At 59.0% G+C, this 18929-nt stretch carries 21 protein-coding genes; 11 read left to right on the plus strand and 10 right to left on the minus strand.

Annotated elements, in window-relative coordinates:
- The first annotated feature begins 30 nt into the window (after window positions 1-30).
- Both DXY37_RS01595 and DXY37_RS01600 read left to right on the plus strand, forming a co-directional pair.
- Window positions 31-1359: a histidine phosphatase family protein gene (locus tag DXY37_RS01595; RefSeq protein WP_170951737.1), complete on the plus strand. Its 1329-nt coding sequence runs from the start codon at window positions 31-33 to the stop codon at window positions 1357-1359.
- A gap of 10 nt (window positions 1360-1369) precedes the next feature.
- A complete protein-coding gene (locus tag DXY37_RS01600) occupies window positions 1370-2650 on the plus strand; it encodes a dihydroorotase (protein WP_115125051.1) in 1281 nt (426 codons plus the stop codon).
- On the opposite strand, the gene lepB is transcribed toward DXY37_RS01600, so the two are convergent.
- On the minus strand, window positions 2622-3353 hold the full coding sequence (lepB, locus tag DXY37_RS01605; protein ID WP_115125052.1) for a signal peptidase I: 732 nt from the start codon (window positions 3351-3353) through the stop codon (window positions 2622-2624). The two genes, DXY37_RS01600 and lepB, sit on opposite strands and share 29 nt — an antisense overlap.
- Before the next feature lie 82 nt (window positions 3354-3435).
- Between lepB and DXY37_RS01610 the strand changes: the two genes are divergently transcribed.
- Window positions 3436-4941, plus strand: coding sequence for a hypothetical protein (locus tag DXY37_RS01610; protein WP_115125053.1), 1506 nt, complete (start codon window positions 3436-3438; stop codon window positions 4939-4941).
- Here the strand turns inward: DXY37_RS01610 and DXY37_RS01615 are convergent.
- The 5 genes from DXY37_RS01615 to DXY37_RS01635 form a co-directional block, all read right to left on the minus strand.
- A complete protein-coding gene (locus DXY37_RS01615; protein WP_115125054.1) occupies window positions 4904-5263 on the minus strand; it encodes a Spx/MgsR family RNA polymerase-binding regulatory protein in 360 nt (119 codons plus the stop codon). The genes DXY37_RS01610 and DXY37_RS01615 overlap by 38 nt on opposite strands.
- A 2-nt stretch (window positions 5264-5265) precedes the next feature.
- Window positions 5266-5625 carry a 2Fe-2S iron-sulfur cluster-binding protein gene (locus tag DXY37_RS01620; protein WP_115125055.1) on the minus strand — a complete coding sequence of 120 codons (360 nt, stop codon included), beginning with the start codon at window positions 5623-5625 and terminating at the stop codon, window positions 5266-5268.
- A gap of 108 nt (window positions 5626-5733) precedes the next feature.
- Entirely contained in the window at window positions 5734-6246 is a 513-nt protein-coding gene (locus DXY37_RS01625) for an inorganic diphosphatase (protein WP_115125056.1), read from the minus strand.
- Window positions 6188-6415 carry a hypothetical protein gene (locus tag DXY37_RS01630; protein WP_074160687.1) on the minus strand — a complete coding sequence of 76 codons (228 nt, stop codon included), beginning with the start codon at window positions 6413-6415 and terminating at the stop codon, window positions 6188-6190. The genes DXY37_RS01625 and DXY37_RS01630 overlap by 59 nt, the downstream gene beginning before the upstream one ends.
- A 140-nt stretch (window positions 6416-6555) precedes the next feature.
- Window positions 6556-7020, minus strand: coding sequence for a resolvase (locus DXY37_RS01635; protein WP_115125057.1), 465 nt, complete (start codon window positions 7018-7020; stop codon window positions 6556-6558).
- Between the two features lie 147 nt (window positions 7021-7167).
- Here DXY37_RS01635 and DXY37_RS01640 point away from each other — a divergent pair, with 147 nt between their 5' ends.
- The 4 genes from DXY37_RS01640 (at window position 7168) to DXY37_RS01655 (ending at window position 11927) form a co-directional block, all read left to right on the plus strand.
- On the plus strand, window positions 7168-8958 hold the full coding sequence (locus DXY37_RS01640; RefSeq protein ID WP_115125058.1) for a proline--tRNA ligase: 1791 nt from the start codon (window positions 7168-7170) through the stop codon (window positions 8956-8958).
- 42 nt (window positions 8959-9000) lie between these two features.
- The gene (gene psb27, locus DXY37_RS01645) at window positions 9001-9423 is read left to right on the plus strand and encodes a photosystem II protein Psb27 (RefSeq protein ID WP_115125171.1); all 423 of its coding nucleotides are present in this window, start codon (window positions 9001-9003) and stop codon (window positions 9421-9423) included.
- A gap of 117 nt (window positions 9424-9540) precedes the next feature.
- Complete coding sequence (locus DXY37_RS01650) at window positions 9541-10860, plus strand: adenylosuccinate synthase (RefSeq protein WP_170951738.1); 1320 nt, start codon at window positions 9541-9543, stop codon at window positions 10858-10860.
- 53 nt (window positions 10861-10913) lie between these two features.
- Window positions 10914-11927 (plus strand): adenosine kinase, encoded by a 1014-nt coding sequence (locus DXY37_RS01655; protein ID WP_115125060.1) that lies wholly within the window; start codon window positions 10914-10916, stop codon window positions 11925-11927.
- Here DXY37_RS01655 and cutA read toward each other — a convergent pair.
- Window positions 11863-12234, minus strand: a complete 372-nt coding sequence (gene cutA / locus DXY37_RS01660; RefSeq protein ID WP_244276774.1) for a divalent-cation tolerance protein CutA — start codon at window positions 12232-12234, stop codon at window positions 11863-11865. The genes DXY37_RS01655 and cutA overlap by 65 nt on opposite strands.
- Window positions 12194-13033: a precorrin-6A/cobalt-precorrin-6A reductase gene (locus tag DXY37_RS01665; RefSeq protein WP_115125062.1), complete on the minus strand. Its 840-nt coding sequence runs from the start codon at window positions 13031-13033 to the stop codon at window positions 12194-12196. The genes cutA and DXY37_RS01665 overlap by 41 nt, the downstream gene beginning before the upstream one ends.
- Before the next feature lie 14 nt (window positions 13034-13047).
- On the opposite strand from DXY37_RS01665, the gene DXY37_RS01670 reads away from it, so the two are divergent.
- A complete protein-coding gene (locus tag DXY37_RS01670) occupies window positions 13048-13500 on the plus strand; it encodes a single-stranded DNA-binding protein (protein WP_115125063.1) in 453 nt (150 codons plus the stop codon).
- A 17-nt stretch (window positions 13501-13517) separates the two neighbouring features.
- On the opposite strand, the gene DXY37_RS01675 is transcribed toward DXY37_RS01670, so the two are convergent.
- The gene (locus DXY37_RS01675) at window positions 13518-13736 is read right to left on the minus strand and encodes a hypothetical protein (protein WP_371637752.1); all 219 of its coding nucleotides are present in this window, start codon (window positions 13734-13736) and stop codon (window positions 13518-13520) included.
- Between the two features lie 68 nt (window positions 13737-13804).
- Between DXY37_RS01675 and DXY37_RS01680 the strand changes: the two genes are divergently transcribed.
- From DXY37_RS01680 to DXY37_RS01690, 3 genes are read left to right on the plus strand one after another with little or no spacing between them, the layout of a single operon-like run.
- The gene (locus tag DXY37_RS01680) at window positions 13805-14389 is read left to right on the plus strand and encodes a DUF2854 domain-containing protein (RefSeq protein ID WP_115125064.1); all 585 of its coding nucleotides are present in this window, start codon (window positions 13805-13807) and stop codon (window positions 14387-14389) included.
- Window positions 14382-15239 carry an acetylglutamate kinase gene (gene argB / locus DXY37_RS01685; protein ID WP_115125065.1) on the plus strand — a complete coding sequence of 286 codons (858 nt, stop codon included), beginning with the start codon at window positions 14382-14384 and terminating at the stop codon, window positions 15237-15239. Before DXY37_RS01680 ends, argB begins: the two co-directional genes overlap by 8 nt.
- A gap of 3 nt (window positions 15240-15242) precedes the next feature.
- Window positions 15243-16334, plus strand: coding sequence for a DUF3153 domain-containing protein (locus tag DXY37_RS01690; protein ID WP_115125066.1), 1092 nt, complete (start codon window positions 15243-15245; stop codon window positions 16332-16334).
- A 1-nt stretch (window position 16335) separates the two neighbouring features.
- Here the strand turns inward: DXY37_RS01690 and priA are convergent, their stop codons facing one another.
- On the minus strand, window positions 16336-18627 hold the full coding sequence (gene priA, locus DXY37_RS01695) for a primosomal protein N' (protein ID WP_115125067.1): 2292 nt from the start codon (window positions 18625-18627) through the stop codon (window positions 16336-16338).
- Window positions 18628-18929 lie beyond the last annotated feature (302 nt).

Genomic DNA, 18929 nt, shown 5'->3' on the forward strand with positions numbered 1-18929 from the left:
ACGATGGCGTCGCTCTTTCAGCATGTAGCGGTGCCCCTGCGTCTTCTCCTCGTTCGCCACGGTCTCAGCAGCTTCAATGTGGAGCGGAGAATCCAGGGGCGAGACGATCTCTCCACACTCACTGCTTCAGGACAGGAGCAGGCTCGCCGGCTCGGGCAGGCGCTTGTCGATGTCCCCATTCAGGCGGTTTACAGCTCTCCGCTGAAACGGGCTGCATCCACAGCGGCGGGAATCCTCGAGAGCCGGGACGACGGACTGGAACCAAGCTTCGATGACGGCCTGCTGGAGATTGATCTCGAGCCGTGGAGTGGGCTGACTGCGGCCGAACGATCGGAACGCTTCCCAGAGGACTTCGCGACCTGGAAACAGAAACCGGAAGCTCTGGAGTTAATCAGAAAGGACGGGAGCCGTTATCGCCCTTACGAGGAGTTGATGAAGCAGGCCCGACGCTTCCTGGAGGAATTGGTCAGGCGGCATCCCGTGAACAGTGATGACACCGTGCTGCTGGTGGGGCACAACGCCATCCTGCGCTGCCTGATCGTGAGCCTGCTGGGAGAGCCGGAACGGGGCTTCCGTCGACTTCGCCTAGACAATGCCTCACTCTCGATTTTCAATCTCAGCCCATGCGAAAACGGCTATCAGGTGCAGATCGAGTGCCTGAACAGCACCGCGCACCTCGACCCTCCACTTCCTGCCAAAGGCGGAGGATCACGACTCATCCTTGTGCGACATGGCGAAACGAACTGGAATCGAGAAGGTCGCTTCCAAGGACAGATCGACATCCCTCTGAACAGCAATGGTCAGGCTCAGGCGGAGGCTGCGAGGGGCTTTCTGCAAGACGTGTCCTTGCAAAAGGCCTACAGCAGTTCAATGTCACGCCCACGCGAGACAGCTGAGGGCATCCTGAAATCTCACCCAGGCATCTCCATCACGCTCACGGACGGACTCATGGAAATCGGTCATGGCCTCTGGGAGGGCAAGCTTGAATCGGAAATCAGCGCCGATTGGGGAGATCTGCTGGAGGAGTGGAAACGCTCACCCGACACAGTGCAGATGCCTGAAGGGGAAACAATCCAAGACGTCTGGAATCGCTCCGTTGACAGCTGGAACGCCATTGCATCCAGTCTCGACGCCACGGAAACCGCCCTGGTGGTGGCCCATGACGCTGTGAACAAAACAATCCTCTGCCACCTGCTGGGGCTCAGTCCTGCTGACATCTGGGCCGTCAAACAGGGCAACGGAGGCGTCACGGTGGTCGACATGCCTTCCGAACCGGGCCAGCCTGCAGTGGTTGCCTGCCTGAACCTCACCTCCCACCTCGGCGGTGTGCTCGATCGCACGGCGGCCGGAGCGCTCTAACACTTAATCGATGACCGAGATGATCCTGCTTGACCCCGTGAGGGTGCTAGTCGGGCCCGACCAGCCGCTGCAGGAACAGGGTGCAGCTCTGCTGCGGGAGGGACGTCTCGAGGCATTCGGCGACCAGGCCCGCGAAGCGGCTCGAACAGCGGGAATCGGCTCGACTGCTGCAGGACATCAGCTGCTTGCTCCATGCCTGGTCGATGTTCATTCCCTGCTGCCGGAGCCGTTCCAGGGCCAAGGCGAAACTCTGGAAAGCATGGTGCGATCTGCCGCTGCAGGCGGTTATGGACAGCTTGCTTTGCTACCTGAGGCATCAGGGAACCGACGGGAACTGCCAGATCGACTTCGCGGATTTCAGCGATCCGACTGTGACGTGACTGTCCATCTCTGGGGAGGCTTCAGCCAGGGCGGGCAGGGCGAACAACTGACTCCCCATGCCGATCTGATCGAGGCAGGTGCCGTTGGCCTCTCAGATGGCAACAACATGCCGCCGGTCCCCTTGCTCGACCGCGCCTTTACCCTCGGAGAATCAGGGTTATCACCTGTTCTGATCCCACCCCTTGATGCCGTTCTGCGCGGGGAGGGCCTGTTGAGGGAAGGCCCCGAAGCACTACGGGCTGGCTGGCCCACCGATCCTGTCAGCAGCGAAACGCTACCCCTCAGCCAGCTCGCTCAGCTTCAACAGGAGCACCCAGAGCGCAAGCTGACGCTGATGGGTTTGTCCACCGCCGCAGGAGTTGGTCTGCTGAAGCAAATGAGCTTGCGTCCTGCCGCGACCGTGAGCTGGTGGCACGTGCTGACGAGTAACAGTTCCAGTGCAGCCACGGCAGCCTCATGGTTTGTTTCACCGTCCCTGGGCAACAGAAGAGATCGTGAGGCACTGGTCGAAGGCCTCAGCGAGGGCCTGATCCAGGCGATCGCTGTCCATGCAACACCGCTTGATGATGAAGAGTGCCTGCTGCCTCCTGATCAGCGCCAACGTGGGATCTCCGGTCATCAACACGTGCTTCCCTCCCTCTGGCAAACGCTTGTAGTGTCGAGTGGCTGGACACCTGAACGGCTCTGGGACGTGCTCAGCTTCGGTCCCTCCCGACTCCTGGGGGTTGAAGAGGAGTGTCTGACACAGGGAAGCAATCGCTGGCTTCTGTTTGACCCCGATGTGACCTGGAGACCCACGCGATCAGATCCATGGGCTTCGAAGGCCGCCAATCAGCCCTGCCTCGACCAGCCGTTAAGTGGACGCGTTGTGCAATGCGGGCTCAGGACCCCAGCGTTCCCAGTCGATTGAGAGGCCAGAACCTCCAGAGCGCTCGGCCAATGATTTGGTCTTCAGGCAAGAAAGGACCTCCTGGCCAATAGCGTCCATCCCAGCTGTTACTGCGGTTGTCACCAAGCGCGAGCACGTGCCCTTCAGGCACCGTCACATTCAGCGTGCGGCAGAGGCTCATCCCTTGTTCATCAACAGGGCAATACTTGGTCACATAGGGCTCATCCACGGGATCTCCATTCACGCGGACTTCACCTCGCGGGTTCACGGAGACCTGGTCTCCACCCACAGCGACAACCCGCTTGATGTAGGCATCGCATGCAGGATGGCTCAGGCCGGGGATCAGTCCCAGAAGAGGAAAGTTGGCCAGGGCACAGCGGAACGTGGGGGGAGATCCAGCGGTTTTCAATGCTGGATCAAAAGCATGCGGTGAGTTGAACACCACAATTTCGCCGCGCTTGGGCCCTCGTCTGGCATAGGAGAGTTTTTCCACGAGCAGCCTGTCCTGGATCTGAAGACCAGGCAGCATCGAACCGGAAGGGATGAAGCGTGCTTCAGCCACGTAATGACGGATCCCGAGATAAAGGGCCAGAGTGAAGATCACAGGCCCCCAGAAATCCCAGAACGGATGTCCTTTTTGGCCCTGTGACTTGGAGGGACCCGCAGACGAATCCGATGGAGAATCAGCATGTGAAGGCGAAGCGTCGTGCTGGGCGTCTGGCAACGGAAACCTTGCTGACCTTGGATCATCCAAGATAGGCCTGATGGCGATGGCCTCCTAGCCTCAGCTGAGAACGCTCACACCCATGGTCAGACCTAGGTGGCAAGGTGTGAAACCCTCCGCAAGCCGTCGCTTCTGGCTTGGCTGGGACCGACTGGTCGCGGGGATTGCTGCTCTGAACCTCGCCTGGGTCGTCTTCGACGTGACCTATGTGCCGCTGCGCAACTTCTGGCTGCAGCGCACTCTGTTTCCCCTACCTTCGATCAGCCTTGCAGTTCCCCTGCCCTGGCTGCCTGACATCACACCCTTGTATGACCCGGTGAAGGGAATTGAGCCTCATCAGGACACTGAGGCCTACATCCAACATTTTCAGCGCTTGGAACGCACTGCCGCGGCCAGTGGTATCAACAGCCCTGCAGCCAAGCAGCTGCGTTTGGAAATGGTGGTGCGCAACAGTCAGCTGATCGATGAAAACCCTTTTGTCAGCTCCAACAAAACGGGAACGCTGGAAAAACTCAAAAGTCGCCTGAGGGCCAGGGCAGGCATGGATTCAGCCAAACAATCTGCCGCCCATCTGCTGGGAGACCGCTATCTCACGGATGAACGATGGGCAGCGGAACGAAGGTTCTGGCGCAACAGCATTCTTCCCCTTGCTTCCACGAATTACTGGCGCGGCACGGATGAAAACGGGCAGCCGATCGATCTGTCATGGAGGATCGATCTTCCTTTCCAGATTCTCTTTCTGCTGGACATCATGCTGCGCGCCATTCGGCTGAAGCAGCGCTATCCCGCCATCGCCTGGAGAGATGCACTGCTGCGTCGATGGATTGATTTGCCTCTGCTGATTCCGTTCTGGAGGCTGCTGCGCGTCGTCCCCGTTGCAGAGCGCCTGTCCAGCACACGCATGATCCAACTGGAACCCCTGAGAGCCGCGGTGAGCCGCGGCGTGGTCGCAGTACTCGCTCTCGAGTTGTTCGAAGTGATCACACTGCGCATACTTGATGCTGCGCAGGATGCGGTGCGCTCACCCCATTGGCCCGACAAGATCCGTCGTCTCTGCAGCCATCAGAGCATCGAATCGGAGGGAGAAAGGGAGCTCGCTGAACTGCTGCGCCTCTGGCTTCCATTGGTGTTGACCCAGGTCGGGCCAGGCATGCGACCCCAGCTGGTTGCCTTGGTGAGTCATGCTCTGCGACGCAACCTTGAAGACAAAGCATTCCCAACGCCGCTGCGAGCACTGCCTGGAATTGACAAAGCCGAACATCAGCTCAGCCTTCAGCTCTCGACAGGCCTCGTTGACTCTCTGTTGAATCTCTCCCGCAACGCAGGCGATCGTTTTGCACAGAAGGATCCGGTGCTTCAGGAACTGGGAATTCAGACCATCGACCGATTCTGGGAGGAACTAGCGAAAACTCTTGAGCAGGGTCCAGTTCTTGAACGCAGCCAGGAACTCGTGGCGGCTTTTCTCGAAGATTTCAAGAGAAGCAGCATGAATCAACTGCGGTTCCAGAAAGATGTCGATGAATTGATCACGGAGCTCGATGGATTGAACTTCAGTTCAGAAGCAGCTCAGACCAAGCCTCAGGCTTGAAGCCAACCAGAAATCGACCGTCCGGGCATTGCACAAAAGGACGCTTGATCAGCTTTCCATCGGCAGCCAATGCTTGAAGGGCCTGATCATCGGACATAGCTTTGACCGCATCAGCACCAAGGGCCCTGTAGCTCTGTCCACTGGTGTTGAACAAGGGCTTGACCTGGCCAAACTGACGATAAGCCTGATGCAGCAGATCAGATGAAGGAGGAACGAGAGTGATGTCGATCACCTCGTAATCGAGCCCTTCATTCTCAAGCCACGAAAGCGCTTTGCGGCAAGTGCTGCAACTGGAATAACTGAAGACTGTGAAACCGGCCACAATTATTGGTTCAGCAGGCTTTTCACAGCACCAATAAGGCTGTTGGAGCCTTGACCAACTCCATCCCCGGGACGTGATCGGATGGTCACATCACCGTTCACCGTCGTGCGGCAGCTGAGGCGGTAGTTGGCTGGTCGATCCGCCAGGTAAACCTCTTCAACATCACTGAGAGGAGAAAGATTCTGAGCTCCCTCAAGAACTTCGACGACGCAAGTTCCGCATTGACCGACACCACCGCAATTGTTGAGGTTGTTCAGACCTTTGTAAGGATTGACACCGGCCGAGAGAGCCGCTTTGCGCAGATTGGCACCCTCAATGCAGCTGATTTGCTGACCTTCCTGCTCAAAACGAATGGTGGGCACGGATCTTTTACATCAGATTGTGGCTTAATTTACAAGCCTCACGGTTGCAACCGAGGATTTGCCGCCAACCCCTGCAGAGCGAGGTGTTCATTCTGAATCGATGACTGATCAGGCGAAAGCCGCCTGAACGCAGGTCTCCAGAAGAGGCTGAACCGCATCCACGTCGCGCCAACCGCCTATCTCGGTGACACGACCTTCCATGTTTTTGTAAGTGCGAAAAAATTCAGCGACGTCCTCAAGCTGACTCGGCGCGATCTGAACAATGCTCTGAATGGCCTGCTGACGTGGGTCAGCCACAGGCACACAAAGAATTTTGCCGTCGTAATGGCCCATATCGGTCATATCAAGCACCCCAATCGGTCTTGCCTGAATCAGACATCCAGCGAAGGTGGGTTCCGCCATGATCACCATGGCATCAAGAGGTGATCCATCCTCAGCCAGGGTGTTGGGAATAAAGCCGTAATCAAATGGATATCTGACCGATGAATGCAGAACTCGGTCGAGGGCCATGACCCCAGCTTCTTCGAAGTATTCGTACTTGTTGCTGCTTCCCGCTGGAATCTCAACGATCAGATTCACCAGTCCTGGAGACGGAGATGGGGTAAGAGCCCTGAGATCCATAACTCTCCTGAACAGTGACGGAGGAGTGGGTGGGGCGATCGGTCAGCACAGCGGCCAATGGAATGCCTAGCCCTGTAACGGCGAGAGTAAACCCGAGAACAGCAAGAGCAGGGATGGCCACGAACTGCGCTGCATGCGCAGGGTGTTTGGGGGCAGGCTCAGGGTCCATTCAGTGGTGGTCGGGGACATCCCAAACTTCATGCAAATTGCTCAGAAGTCGTTCAGGACGTCCGAAGACGGCCTTAAGGGAGATTGAGCCGTGAATCCGAAGAACCAAAACTCATCTGCATTCTGCCACCACTGCAAGTCTTATGCAGCAGGACGATCCTGCCGATCACGACGGGAGGCAAGATCAGATGGAGCTTCAGGGAGGCCATCAAGGCGGGCCCTGATCAGTCGCAACTCATCGAGAATTGCTCCAAGCACTTGCTGCGTAGCCGTGGAGGGTGAGTTGAGAACCTCAACGGTGACCTCCTTGATCCGCAATACATCCTTGGCAAATCGAGCGACCTCGTTGGGATGGAACAGAAGAGGATCTTTCTGATCGCTTCTGTATTCAGGATTGAGCTTGCGGGGATTAAAAACGGGGTTGAGGTTGCGCGGATCGGTGTTGGTGTAGCGATACACAGATGCACGCGATCGATTCAACGACTTCTGAACATCGTCAATTCCAACCAACGCATCCGACTGAGAAAGAACAGCGGCAGCATCACTCCGAAAATCCGAAGATTCACTCACGGCCGGTACTGAAACGTCTAACGACCGAGGAAACATGAGACAACGCTGGGACAGCTTGGATTTGGCAGACCATAGCAGCTGAGACTCAGGACGCCAGCATCGATCACAGCAAAAGTGACAGTTCCCAGATCGACCGTTTTCTTGGCGGTGATAGCTTCCTGACCCCCTCTATAAATTCCTGTCATGCGCGTCTCCCGCCTGTCGCTGGTGACGTTAAGGAACGTGCCCGCTGACGCTGAAATCCCGTCTCATCAATTGCTTGTTCGAGGTGGTTACATCAGACGCGTTGGACCAGGCATCTATGCCTACCTCCCATTGATGTGGAGGGTGCTGCGCAAAATCAGCACGATTGTTCGTGACGAGCTTGACAGCCTCGGTGCACTTGAGACGCTGCTTCCCCAGCTCCAACCCGCCGAACCATGGGAACGCAGCGGCCGATGGCAGGGCTACACCGCCGGCGAGGGCATCATGTTTCACCTGGAGGATCGCCAGGGCCGACGCGTGGGCCTCGGCCCCACCCATGAGGAAGTCGTCACGGAGCTCGCTGGGGAGCTGCTGCGCTCCTACAAACAGCTGCCCGTCACGCTTTATCAGATTCAGACCAAATTCCGCGACGAAATCAGACCCCGTTTCGGGCTGATGCGCAGTCGGGAATTCATCATGAAAGACGCCTACTCCTTCCATGCCGACGAAGCGGATCTAGAGCAGACCTATGCACTGATGGCCGAGGCCTATGCCCGCATCTTCAAGCGGTGCGGTCTCAACGCCGTGGGAGTGGATGCCGACAGCGGCGCCATTGGAGGAGCTGCGTCCCAGGAATTCATGGTGATGGCGAATGCGGGCGAGGACCTTATTCTCTCCACGCCAGATGGAAGCTATGCCGCCAATCAAGAGAAAGCGGTGTCGTATCCATGCCCAGCAGAAGCACTGCCTCCTGGCGAGGAACGAAGCCTTGACACGCCTGGACAGGAAACGATTGAGGACCTTTGCTCTGCCAACGACCTCTCCCCATCTCAGACCGTCAAGGTGCTGGTGCTGCTGGCCCGCCTCGACGATGGTCGAGAGCAACCGTTGCTGGTCAGCCTGCGAGGAGACCAGGAGCTGAATGACGTCAAGTTGACGAATGCCGTGACCCAGCGGTTGGGGTCCTCAGCACTGGAGATTGCACCGATCAATCCAGAGCAACTCCGGAAGCAGGGTCTTGCGTCCCTGCCCTTCGGCTCGATCGGACCCGATCTTGCCGACAGCACACTGAAGGAGTCGCGAAGCTGGGAAACCCGATTTGAACGCCTGGCCGACCCAACCGCCCTGGATCTTGAGCGCTTCGTCTGTGGCGCCAACAACGCCGATCAGCATCGCTGGGGAGCGACGTGGAGCTCCATGCCCGATCAGATCCAAGCTGATCTGCGCAATGCCAAAGCCGGAGATCGGTCTCTCCACAACCAGGAGCAGATCCTTGAGGAGCGGAGGGGCATTGAGGTGGGCCACATCTTTCAGCTCGGCAGCAAATACTCCGACGCGCTCGAGGCCCGCTTCACCGACAAGGAGGGCAAACAAGCGTCGCTGCTGATGGGCTGCTACGGCATCGGCATCTCTCGCCTCGCCCAAGCGGCAGTGGAACAGCATCACGATGACGCGGGGATCTGCTGGCCGGTGAGCATTGCGCCCTTCCAGGTCATCGTTGTTGTCGCGAACGTGCAGGACGCGACACAACTGACCCTGGGAGAGTCTCTCTACGGATCGCTGCAATCCGCAGGAGTTGATGCCCTCCTGGATGACCGCAGCGAACGTGCCGGAGTCAAATTCAAAGACGCCGATCTGATTGGAATCCCCTGGCGGATCGTTGTCGGTCGCGAAGCCGACACCGGACGGGTCGAAGTGGTGGAGCGCTCCACCCGCTCAAACAGCACCATGTCGCATCAGGACGCATTGATCCATGTGCTCAAGGCCGTCCAAGCTCGCCCCATGGTCTAGCGAGCGATGCTTCGCCTTAAAGTTCATCAAAATTTTCCTGCCATGCGAATAGAGCTGCAACGCTTCAGCCGCCAACTCAGGGGGTTCACCTTGGCCCTATGCCTTGGCCTGACCCTGATGCTCTCCGCCTGTGGCGACAGCATTTCAACGATGACTGGCGATTACGTCGAAGACACAGTGGCTGTTGTTCAGTCGCTGCAGACCACGCTTGCACTCCCCTCTGATGCTGAAGGGTTACAGGAGTCGGAGCAGGCGGCACATGATCTCATTAATGACTACATGTCGAGGTATCGACCAAAGCCCCGGATCAATGGCCTCAGCTCCTTCACCACCATGCAGACAGCCCTGAATTCTCTGCAAGGTCATTACAACACCTACACCAACCGTCCGGTACCGGAAGCACTGCGGACTCGTGTTGAAAAGGAGTTGAGCAAAGCCGAGAAATCCGCTCTCCGAGGCACCTGACCACCTCAATCCGGGAGGCATTTCAGAATCCAATCACAATTTCGCAACTCTCTTTGACCTCAGGCAGGTGAATCTGAGAGAGTTCCGGATTGTGCAGAATGGCGGCTTCGGGCCGCGGTGTCTTTGGCCAATGTTGTCGTCATCGGTGCGCAGTGGGGTGACGAAGGGAAGGGAAAGATCACAGATCTCCTCAGCCGTTCCGCTGATGTCGTTGTTCGCTATCAGGGCGGAGTCAACGCTGGCCACACCATCGTTGTGGACGATCAGGTTCTGAAGCTTCACCTGATTCCCTCTGGAATTCTTTATCCCGATACCATTTGTCTGATCGGTTCAGGAACCGTCGTCGATCCCAAAGTGATGCTTGGCGAACTCGACATGTTGATCGAGAACGGGATCGACATCGCTGGGCTGAAGCTCTCCTCCACAGCGCATGTGACCATGCCCTACCACCGCCTGCTCGACCAGGCGATGGAGAAGCAGCGCGGCGATCGACGCATCGGAACCACGGGACGGGGCATCGGTCCCACCTACGCGGATAAATCTCAGAGAAGCGGCATACGGGTCATCGATCTTCTCGACGAAGCACGTCTGCGTGACCGCCTTGAAGGCCCACTGAAGGAGAAGAACCAGCTGCTGCAGACTATCTATGACGTGGAGCCGCTCGATGCGGAAGCGGTGATCAGTGAATATCTGGCCTACGGCAAACGGCTGGCTCCCCATGTGGTGGACTGCACCCGCGAGATTCACAAGGCAGCACGCGGTCGCAAAAACATTCTCTTCGAGGGCGCACAGGGAACGCTGCTCGACCTTGACCACGGCACTTATCCCTATGTGACGTCTTCCAACCCTGTGTCAGGCGGCGCCTGCATTGGGGCTGGCGTGGGTCCGACCCTGATCGACCGAGTGATCGGTGTGGCCAAGGCCTACACAACCAGAGTTGGGGAAGGGCCATTCCCCACCGAACTCGATGGCAGCCTCAATGATCATCTCTGCGACCGAGGTGGTGAGTTCGGCACCACCACCGGCCGCCGCCGCCGCTGCGGTTGGTTTGACGGTGTGATCGGACGCTACGCCGTTGGCGTGAACGGCCTTGATTGCCTGGCCGTCACCAAGCTCGATGTGCTGGACGAACTCGACGAACTTCAGGTTTGTGTGGCGTATGAACTGGATGGGGAAAGGATCGAATACTTCCCTTCCTGTGCAGAGGAGTTCGCCCGCTGTCAACCGATTTTCGAAACGCTCCCGGGCTGGCAGTGTTCAACCGCTGAATGCCGCACGCTTGAGGATCTCCCCGAAAAAGCCATGGCGTACCTGCGCTTCCTGGCCGATCTGATGGAGGTTCCGATCGCCATCGTGTCACTGGGTGCCGGTCGCGATCAGACCATCGTTGTTGAGGATCCAATCCACGGTCCAAAACGGGCACTGCTCAGTGCCTGATTCCGGCAGAGCCCATCAGGCGTAAGACTGCCGCAGTCAATACCAGTTTGTTCATGGCCGAATCCTCCCGTTTCCAGCCCAACGCGTCCCTGGATGTGGTGGGAATCGGCAACGCCATCGTGGATGTACTGGTCCAGACAAAAGACGGTTTTCTCAGTGAGCACGGACTGCAGAAAGGAGGAATGTGCCTGATCGATGAACAGCAGGCAGAAGCTCTTTACAAGTCCAGTGGTCCTGGACTGGAAACCTCCGGCGGATCGGTCGCCAACACCATGGTCGGTATCGCTCAGCTTGGCGGCCGAACCGGGTTCATCGGTCGGGTGCGAGATGACCAGCTTGGATCGATCTTCAGCCACGACATTCGTGCCGTAGGCACTCGATTTGAGACCCCCTCCGCCACCACAGGCGCGACCACCGCACGCTGTCTGATTTATGTGACACCGGACGCAGAGCGCACGATGTGCACCTTCCTCGGTGCATCAACTCAGCTTGAGCCGGAGGATCTCGACCTTTCGATGGTCAAGGAGACGAAAGTGCTCTACCTCGAGGGCTACCTCTGGGACAGCCCTGCAGCCAAAAGGGCCTTCATTGCGGCCGCGGAGGCTTGCCGTGCCGCCGGCGGGAAAGTCGCGCTATCCCTCTCCGATGGCTTCTGCGTGGATCGCCACAGAGAAAGCTTTCTCGAGCTGGTGAACGGTCATGTCGATGTGCTGTTCGCCAATGAAGTGGAGATCAAATCCCTCTACCAAACCGAAGACTTCGACACCGCAATCGAGAAGGTGCGCGGTTGTTGCTCGGTGACGGCGGTGACACGCGGAAGCGACGGATCCATTGTTCTCAGCGGCGATCAGCGCTGGGACATCGGAACCTACGGACTCGGCGAACTGGTTGACACCACTGGTGCCGGTGATCTCTACGCCGGAGGATTTCTGCATGCCTTCACCCAGGGCCATTCACTGGAGCGCTGCGGTCAGCTGGGAGCACTGTGTGCCGGCCAGATCGTCACCCAGCTGGGTGCTCGTTCCCAGGTCTCGCTTCCAGAGCTGCAGAAGCAGCATCTGGACTGAGAGCACCCAGCGCCCACGCCGCATAGGCAGCTCCAGCCTGTGCGGCCATCAGGAGAATTTCGGGAGTGTCGTAGCTGTGCAGTGCCTCCAGAGCTGAAAGCAGCTCTTCCAGTCGATCAGAGCTTGTCTTGATCAGCAACTGCACTTCCTGCACACGCTCAATCTTCCCCTGCCAGCGATAACAGGAGTGCACTGGCATGGAGGTGATACAAGCAGCCAACCGACGGGTGATCAATTGCTCAGCAAGCGCATCGGCCTTGATCTGATCAGCCTCCGTGGTGAGGACCACTCTCAGGTCCGTTGACATGGGCATCCAGCTGTCGACACAACTGGTTCAAGCTATAAACCACGTCAACTCCGGGCATCGGGTTGGGTCGTTTCAGCTTCCAGAGACGAATGGACTGGCGACGGGCCAGATCACTCCAGAGTTGATCCGCAGCTCCACCCGACTGACGACAAAGCACATCGCTGATCTGCCAGCGACGACAGAGTGCCGCTTCAACCCCCCCAGTACGATCACCGGTCCCAGGCCTCAACACAGCCAGCCGTTCGCCACACAAGCCCGCAAGACCAGCCTGGCGGATGGCTTCAGGTGTCGACAGCACCCTGGCATGAACCAAGGCTCCTGCGAGCCTGGCTGCCGTCGCTGCGGCGGCCAGCTGCCGCGCGCCGACGGCAAGAAGCAGATGGTGGCCTGCAAGAGCACAGTCCGAGAGATCACTGACTGTTGCGAGCAGTGATTCATCCGACACGGCGTGGTCAGGCCGTTCGAATCGAAGCAGCGGCAGATTGCACCTGGAGCAGGCCAACTGGAGTTGAGCACTGATCTGCAGAGCGAAGGGATGGGTCGCGTCCAGGACCAATGTCACACCCCTCGCTGCCAGATGTTGCTCGAGAGGGTCTTGAGATGGGAATGGCCCCACATGCAGGTCATCCAGATGCATGCCGGCATAAGCCCTTGCCGCAGCTGCACTGACAACACTGATACTGACGCGGTGACCAGACTCCAGCAGAGTCCTCACGATTCCTGGTCCCTCGCCGGTTCCGGCAAAGACCAGCACATGGTTCTGGCGATTCCGCCAGCGGTGCATCAGGATGGCGCTCACCGACCAGGCCGAGGATGAATCACTGCGTACTTGAGGTGGATGTTCTTCAGGCTCCCACCCTGCGATACACCCAAGACAATCAGACGCCAATCGCTGAAATGGAGGTTGGTTTTGATGCGTTGCGTCCCGATGATCCCAGAGGTCAACTGAAGGTGGTGGGATGGGGCAATCTTGCCCAGGATCTGCAAAATCGCGTGCAGGTGGGCCAGCGCCTACTGATCGAGGGCAGACTTCGGATGAACACGGTGCCACGTCAGGACGGCACCAAGGAAAAACGCGCTGAATTCACGCTCGCCCGGCTGCACCCGGTTTCGGCTGGTGCAGGCTCCACAGCTCCAGCCCAACCTGCAGCGTCAGCTCCTGCGAAACGGACTGAAGCTGCTGCTGCGCCCACAGCTGCGCAAGAACCTGTAGCGCAGTGGAATACCGCGCCGTTGGTTCCAGACACGGATGACATCCCGTTCTGAACCACAGCAAATTCTGTTCAGCGCTGATCGGCGCCGTAGCTGAAATGCTCTGAAGCACGCTGTAACAGCTGGCCCAGCTCACGCTCGAGTGCGGCAAGGTCCAGGCGAAATTCCTGCCATCGCCCCCGGTCAATCTGTTCCAGCAACCAGGCCCTGTCCTGCTCAAGCTGCTGAATCAGCGCCATTGCATCCTCCATTGCGTTCTGATCCTGGTCTTGTGCTCGGGTGCTGTCCATCAACTGCGGCCGCAGGCCCATCCATCCTGAACCCCGCACGGTCAGAATGGCGCCACTTCCAATGCCGCATGAACGATCTGCTCTCGCCAGGAAGCCTGGTCACCATCGCCGGAGGTGTGCTCACCGTGGTGGGTGCTGTGGCCTACGGGACCGGCGCCGCCAACTTGAGCCTTCCGACAATTTTTTACGGCATTCCGATCCTGCTGGGTGGACTGGCCTTGAAGTCATCGGAATTACCACCGACCAAGCGCGTCACGCCCAAAGCCCAATTCAAAGGAGAACGTGAGGCTGCCACTCCAGAACTGGGAAAACTTCTCGGCGATGTCACGCGTTGGCGCTATGGCCAGAAAGCCCATCTGGAAAGCTCTCTGGAATCTCTCAAGCTCTGGGATGAAGACAACCCTCCTCAGCTGCTGGAGATTGAGGAGATCATTCAAAGCGGCCATTACGGACTGCGATTGCGTTTCGCCTGCGAGGCCGTTCCTCTTGAGACCTGGCAGGAGCGAAGAGACCGACTGAGCCGCTTTTTTGCCAAGGGCCTCGAGGCAACCATCAAACCTCTGAGTGGAGACCGACTGGATTTGCTGCTTCTGCCAGTGGGTGTGTCGACATTGGATCAGCAAGGTGAATCCGGAGAAGTGGCGAATGGATGATGCCCTCAGGGTCTCTGTTCTGAGTGAGGCTCTTCCGTATATCCAGCGATTCGCAGGCCGCAGGATCGTGGTCAAGTACGGCGGTGCAGCCATGGCCCATGCCGAACTGCAATCCGCCGTATTCAGAGACCTGGCGTTGCTCTGCAGTGTCGGAGTTCAGCCGGTTGTTGTGCACGGCGGTGGGCCAGAGATCAATCACTGGTTGAAGCGACTGGCCATCGCGCCGGAATTCAGAGACGGTTTGCGTGTGACCGACCCTGAAACGATGGACGTGGTGGAAATGGTCCTGGTCGGGCGAGTCAACAAACAGATCGTGAACGGACTCAACCGACTTGGCGCCAAAGCGGTCGGCCTGAGCGGCAGTGACGGCAGTCTGGTTGAAGCCCGCGCCTGGGGAGATGGCAGCCACGGGATGGTCGGCGATGTGGCCAAGGTCAACCCCGACGTGCTCGAAGCCCTGCTGGAACGCGGTTATGTGCCCGTGATCTCCAGCGTGGCCGCCAATCCCGATGGAGTGGCCCACAACATCAACGCCGACACTGTGGCGGGCGAAGTTGCTGCCTCCCTGCAAGCCGAAAAGCTGATCTTGCTGACCGATACTCCAGGCATCCTGCGCAACCGAGAGGATCCAGGGTCTCTGATCCGTCAGCTGAAGCTTTCAGAAGCCAGGCAGTTGATTCACGAGGGCGTGGTGGCCGGGGGGATGACACCTAAGACCGAATGCTGCATCAGAGCTCTCGCCCAGGGAGTTTCCGCTGCCCACATCGTGGATGGGCGCGTTTCCCATGCCCTGCTGCTGGAAGTGTTCACCGATGCAGGCATCGGCACCATGGTGGTGGGACGCAGCTGAGAGATGAGCACAGGTCTTGCGGCGGCCGAACGGGCACTCGAACGGGGTGATTACGGCCTGTGCCTAAGCCTGCTGGAACCGCTCGCCGCCGCCAACCCGATCACTGAACCCGAAGGAGCTGCCATCCGCATGGTGATGGTGACGGCCTGGATGGGACAGGGCGAGGAACGCAAAGCAATCGCCACCTGTCGTCTGCTCACACGCTGCAGGGATCCTGATTTACGCAACCGGGCTCGTCAGTTGCTGAGTGTGCTCGAGGCTCCAAGCCTTGAGCGTCCTGCTCGCTGGTCGATGCAGTTACCGACGCTGGACATGGCTCCCCGCATTGGGAAAGGGATCCCCAGCAGCAGCCGACGGCGAAAGCCCACTCCACCCCCTCCTCCACCAACCGGTCCCACCCAGGCCCCATCAGCAGGTTTTGCCGTGCTGGTGCTGACAGTGCTGCTCGGGCTGACCCTGTTGCTCAGCGGATGCGTGCGAGTCAAAGCAGAGATTGATCTGGCGGGTCCCGATCGCCTGGCGATGAGCTGGCGGATCAACAGCCTCAGTGGCCACAGCCTTCCCTGGCAGCAGAACTTCGCCAAGGCGCTGCGTACCGAAGGCCTGAACTGGACAGTGCAGAAAGACCGAACGGGCTCTCTCAACCTGATCAGCCCCACCCTGGGTTCCGACCAGGCCGCCAGGCTGATGCGCAGCAGTGTGGAGCTGGCTGGACGCAGCGCGGGCGTGACCCTTCCCAAACCCGACCTGTCAATCGTGGAGAAAAACTGGTTGATCGGAGTGCAGCAGCAACTGAATCTGCGCCTGGACCTCTCACCCCTCGCCGAGTTCCCCGCAGGAGATCTGCAGGTCAGTATCACCCCTGTCCATGACCTCCAACAGGTCAACAGCAGTCCCATGACCGGTCGGTTAAAAGGGGATGTTCTGCTCTGGGTCCTCGACAGCGGCAGCGTCAATCAACTGCAGATCCGCCGCTGGCAGTGGAGCCCGCTCGGACTGGGCAGTGTGCTAATCGGCCTGCTGCTGCTGCTGAGTTTTCTGCTCCAGTCCATGCGCGTTCGACTCGGCTTCGGCTATCCCGAGCTGCCGTCCTGATTCAAAGCTGCAGAGGATCCGGGTCAACGGCAAGGGAAACATCTTTGGGGAGCCCTTCCCAAAGACCGGTACCGGGGGGCAGGGGGATCTCACTGTCCTGGGGACCATGGAGAAGCAGCTGCCAGCGACTGCGGCCCGCCACCCGAGCCACAGGCGCAGGTGCAGGACCCAGCAGTTGCCAGCCTGCAGCGGCACAGCCTGCACGAATCCGTTCAGCCAGCAGGGTTCCCGCAGTCGCCGTATCGCTCGCGGACTCTCCCGAAAGGCGAATCAGGCAAGCCCGCGCAAAGGGAACCAATCCGGCTTCGCGGCGCAGGGTCGATTCCTCCTCCAGAAAACGTTCGTAACGACCATCCACCAGGTGTCGGATCACTGGGTGGTCAGGGCTGTAGGTCTGAACCAGCACCTCACCGGGCTTCTCCGCGCGCCCAGCCCGGCCAGCGAGTTGAAGCAGAAGTTGCAGGCACTGCTCTCCAGCCCTCAGATCGGGTCGATGCAAAAGACCATCGGCGGCAAGCACTGCTGCCAGAGTCACGCGTGGCAGGTCCATCCCCTTGGCCAGCATCTGCGTTCCTACCAGCACATCAGCCTCACCCTCCGCAAACTGGTCCAGCAGTCTGCGGTGACCATCACGACCGCCTGTGGTGTCGCGATCGAACCGCAGCAGACGCAGGTCACTGAGTTCCTCGCCAAGACGCTCCAACACCCGTTGTGTGCCTGCACCAAAGGGCTTGAACGCCAGGGAACCGCATGACGAGCATGCGGGTGTGATGGGTGCTCGATGGTCACACCAATGACAGCGAAGCCACTGCTGCGCGCCCCGACTGCCGTGAACCGTGAGAGGAACGTCGCAATGGGGACACATCACCACCTCTCCGCAGCTGCGACAGCTCAGAAAGGTGCTGTATCCACGCCTCGGCACCAGCACGACAGCCTGCTCCCCTTTCTCTGGGAGCTGTGCCAGCCGATCCATCAGGGCACGACTGATCAAGCGTTTGTTGCCCTCTGCTAATTCATGCCGCATGTCGATGATCCGGACAGGTGGCAATGGCTGGCTGGAAATCCGCGAGCGCAGCCTTGCAAGAACCAAAGATCCGTGAGGCTGGAGACGACTCCAACTTTCGAGCGAAGGTGTCGCGCTGCCAAGCAGCAGACGGCCGCCCTGCAGCTTGACCCGCTCTGAAGCCATGACCCTTGCGTGATAGCAGGGCATGGGTGAGTCCTGCTTGTAGGAGTTGTCATGTTCTTCATCCAGCACCAAAAGGCCTAGCGGGCGCAGGGGAAGGAACACAGCGGAGCGCGTGCCCACCACCACCACGGGATCGCCGCTCTCGAGACAGCGACGCCAGGTGCGAACCCGCTCACGGGGGGTACAACCGCTGTGATATTCCAGAACCCTCTCTCCGAAACGCTGTCGGCAACGATCCACGAGCTGGGGAATCAAGCCGATCTCGGGAGTGAGCAGCAGAACGTGACGGCCAGCCACCAGCTCTGCTGCTGCCAGCTGCAAGTAGACCTCGGTCTTGCCGGAGCCGGTGATACCCCAGAGCAGCAGACCTCCACCCTCAGGAAGTGATTGAAACCTGTCGACCACAGACTGTTGCTCATCGGTCAGCGAGCGCGGTGACTCCAGCTCAGCAGCCCTGGCTGCTGACTGGTCTGATGCACGAGGGCCGCTCTCCGATTTGCGTTGCCGGCGGATCAGGCCCTTGCTCTCCAGGCTCTTGACCGTGCCCGACTGAAACCCCTCCGCCAGCAGGTCACGCTGCCAGGCGCCACCGCCTCGGCGTTCGAGCTCTGCCAGCAGTGCGCTCTGCCTGGTGGACTTCGGAAGAGCAAAGGGATCAGCAGCCTCAAGCCGGTCAATCCACCAGAGCATGCGCAAGGCAGGGTCCGAGCCGGGCCGTTGGCCCAGCCATCCCGGAGGTAATGCCGCCTTAAGCATGCGAAAGGGACTGGTATGACAAAGGACCGCCATCGCATCGAGCCATGACCGCCAGGATGGGTCGACTGCAGCGCGCTGCACCAGCTCTTCAACGGGGTTGAGCTGTACACCATCTCTTTCAGCAGAATTCGCCTCTGCTGTGATCAATCGACAGCCCGTGACCAACCCCTGCAGTCGACGACCTCGCAGCCGGACCGCCACAAGATCGCCCAATCCCACACCGAGACTCAGGCTGTCGCAATAGCTAAAAGTACGCCCGTCACGACCGGCCTCCAGCCAGACATCGACTTCCAAGAATGACTGCGCGGCAGGAGGACTGGAGGATTGGTTGACAGGGGTTGCCGACATCACATGTTTTTCTTAAGATACAGATGTTGGACAGCTCAACAGCTGTTGTCGGAACAGAGCAGAGTTCCGTCCAGTGGGAAGACACGAAGCTCGAGCCAGGGTTCATCCCGTCGGCCGACCGGTCTGCGAACGCCCCTGACAGCCCTGCCCCAGCCCAAAGCCCACCAATTGATTCTCGATCACTGTCTTAGTTGTCTACCCCTCTGTTTGGGGCAGATCTGAAAGCCGTGATGCGCCTCCAGGCCGAGCTTGGTCGCGTTCTAGTTGACTGCGTTAGTTCCGTACACCCTCACCATCCCAAT

Origin of the sequence: Synechococcus sp. GEYO (assembly GCF_900473955.1) — a bacterium.
Classification (GTDB): domain Bacteria; phylum Cyanobacteriota; class Cyanobacteriia; order PCC-6307; family Cyanobiaceae; genus Synechococcus_C.

What these genes read in the sequence shown, in the direction of transcription:
- DXY37_RS01655 (WP_115125060.1), top strand. Translation starts at nt 10,914, where the DNA reads ATGGCCGAATCCTCCCGTTTCCAGCCCAACGCGTCCCTGGATGTGGTG.
- argB (WP_115125065.1), top strand. Translation starts at nt 14,382, where the DNA reads ATGGATGATGCCCTCAGGGTCTCTGTTCTGAGTGAGGCTCTTCCGTAT.
- DXY37_RS01630 (WP_074160687.1), bottom strand. Translation starts at nt 6,415, where the DNA reads ATGGACCCTGAGCCTGCCCCCAAACACCCTGCGCATGCAGCGCAGTTC.
- psb27 (WP_115125171.1), top strand. Translation starts at nt 9,001, where the DNA reads ATGCGAATAGAGCTGCAACGCTTCAGCCGCCAACTCAGGGGGTTCACC.
- DXY37_RS01635 (WP_115125057.1), bottom strand. Translation starts at nt 7,020, where the DNA reads ATGTTTCCTCGGTCGTTAGACGTTTCAGTACCGGCCGTGAGTGAATCT.
- cutA (WP_244276774.1), bottom strand. Translation starts at nt 12,234, where the DNA reads ATGTCAACGGACCTGAGAGTGGTCCTCACCACGGAGGCTGATCAGATC.
- DXY37_RS01600 (WP_115125051.1), top strand. Translation starts at nt 1,370, where the DNA reads ATGACCGAGATGATCCTGCTTGACCCCGTGAGGGTGCTAGTCGGGCCC.
- DXY37_RS01625 (WP_115125056.1), bottom strand. Translation starts at nt 6,246, where the DNA reads ATGGATCTCAGGGCTCTTACCCCATCTCCGTCTCCAGGACTGGTGAAT.
- priA (WP_115125067.1), bottom strand. Translation starts at nt 18,627, where the DNA reads ATGTCGGCAACCCCTGTCAACCAATCCTCCAGTCCTCCTGCCGCGCAG.
- DXY37_RS01640 (WP_115125058.1), top strand. Translation starts at nt 7,168, where the DNA reads ATGCGCGTCTCCCGCCTGTCGCTGGTGACGTTAAGGAACGTGCCCGCT.
- DXY37_RS01690 (WP_115125066.1), top strand. Translation starts at nt 15,243, where the DNA reads ATGAGCACAGGTCTTGCGGCGGCCGAACGGGCACTCGAACGGGGTGAT.
- DXY37_RS01670 (WP_115125063.1), top strand. Translation starts at nt 13,048, where the DNA reads ATGAATCACTGCGTACTTGAGGTGGATGTTCTTCAGGCTCCCACCCTG.
- DXY37_RS01610 (WP_115125053.1), top strand. Translation starts at nt 3,436, where the DNA reads ATGGTCAGACCTAGGTGGCAAGGTGTGAAACCCTCCGCAAGCCGTCGC.
- DXY37_RS01675 (WP_371637752.1), bottom strand. Translation starts at nt 13,736, where the DNA reads ATGGACAGCACCCGAGCACAAGACCAGGATCAGAACGCAATGGAGGAT.
- DXY37_RS01680 (WP_115125064.1), top strand. Translation starts at nt 13,805, where the DNA reads ATGAACGATCTGCTCTCGCCAGGAAGCCTGGTCACCATCGCCGGAGGT.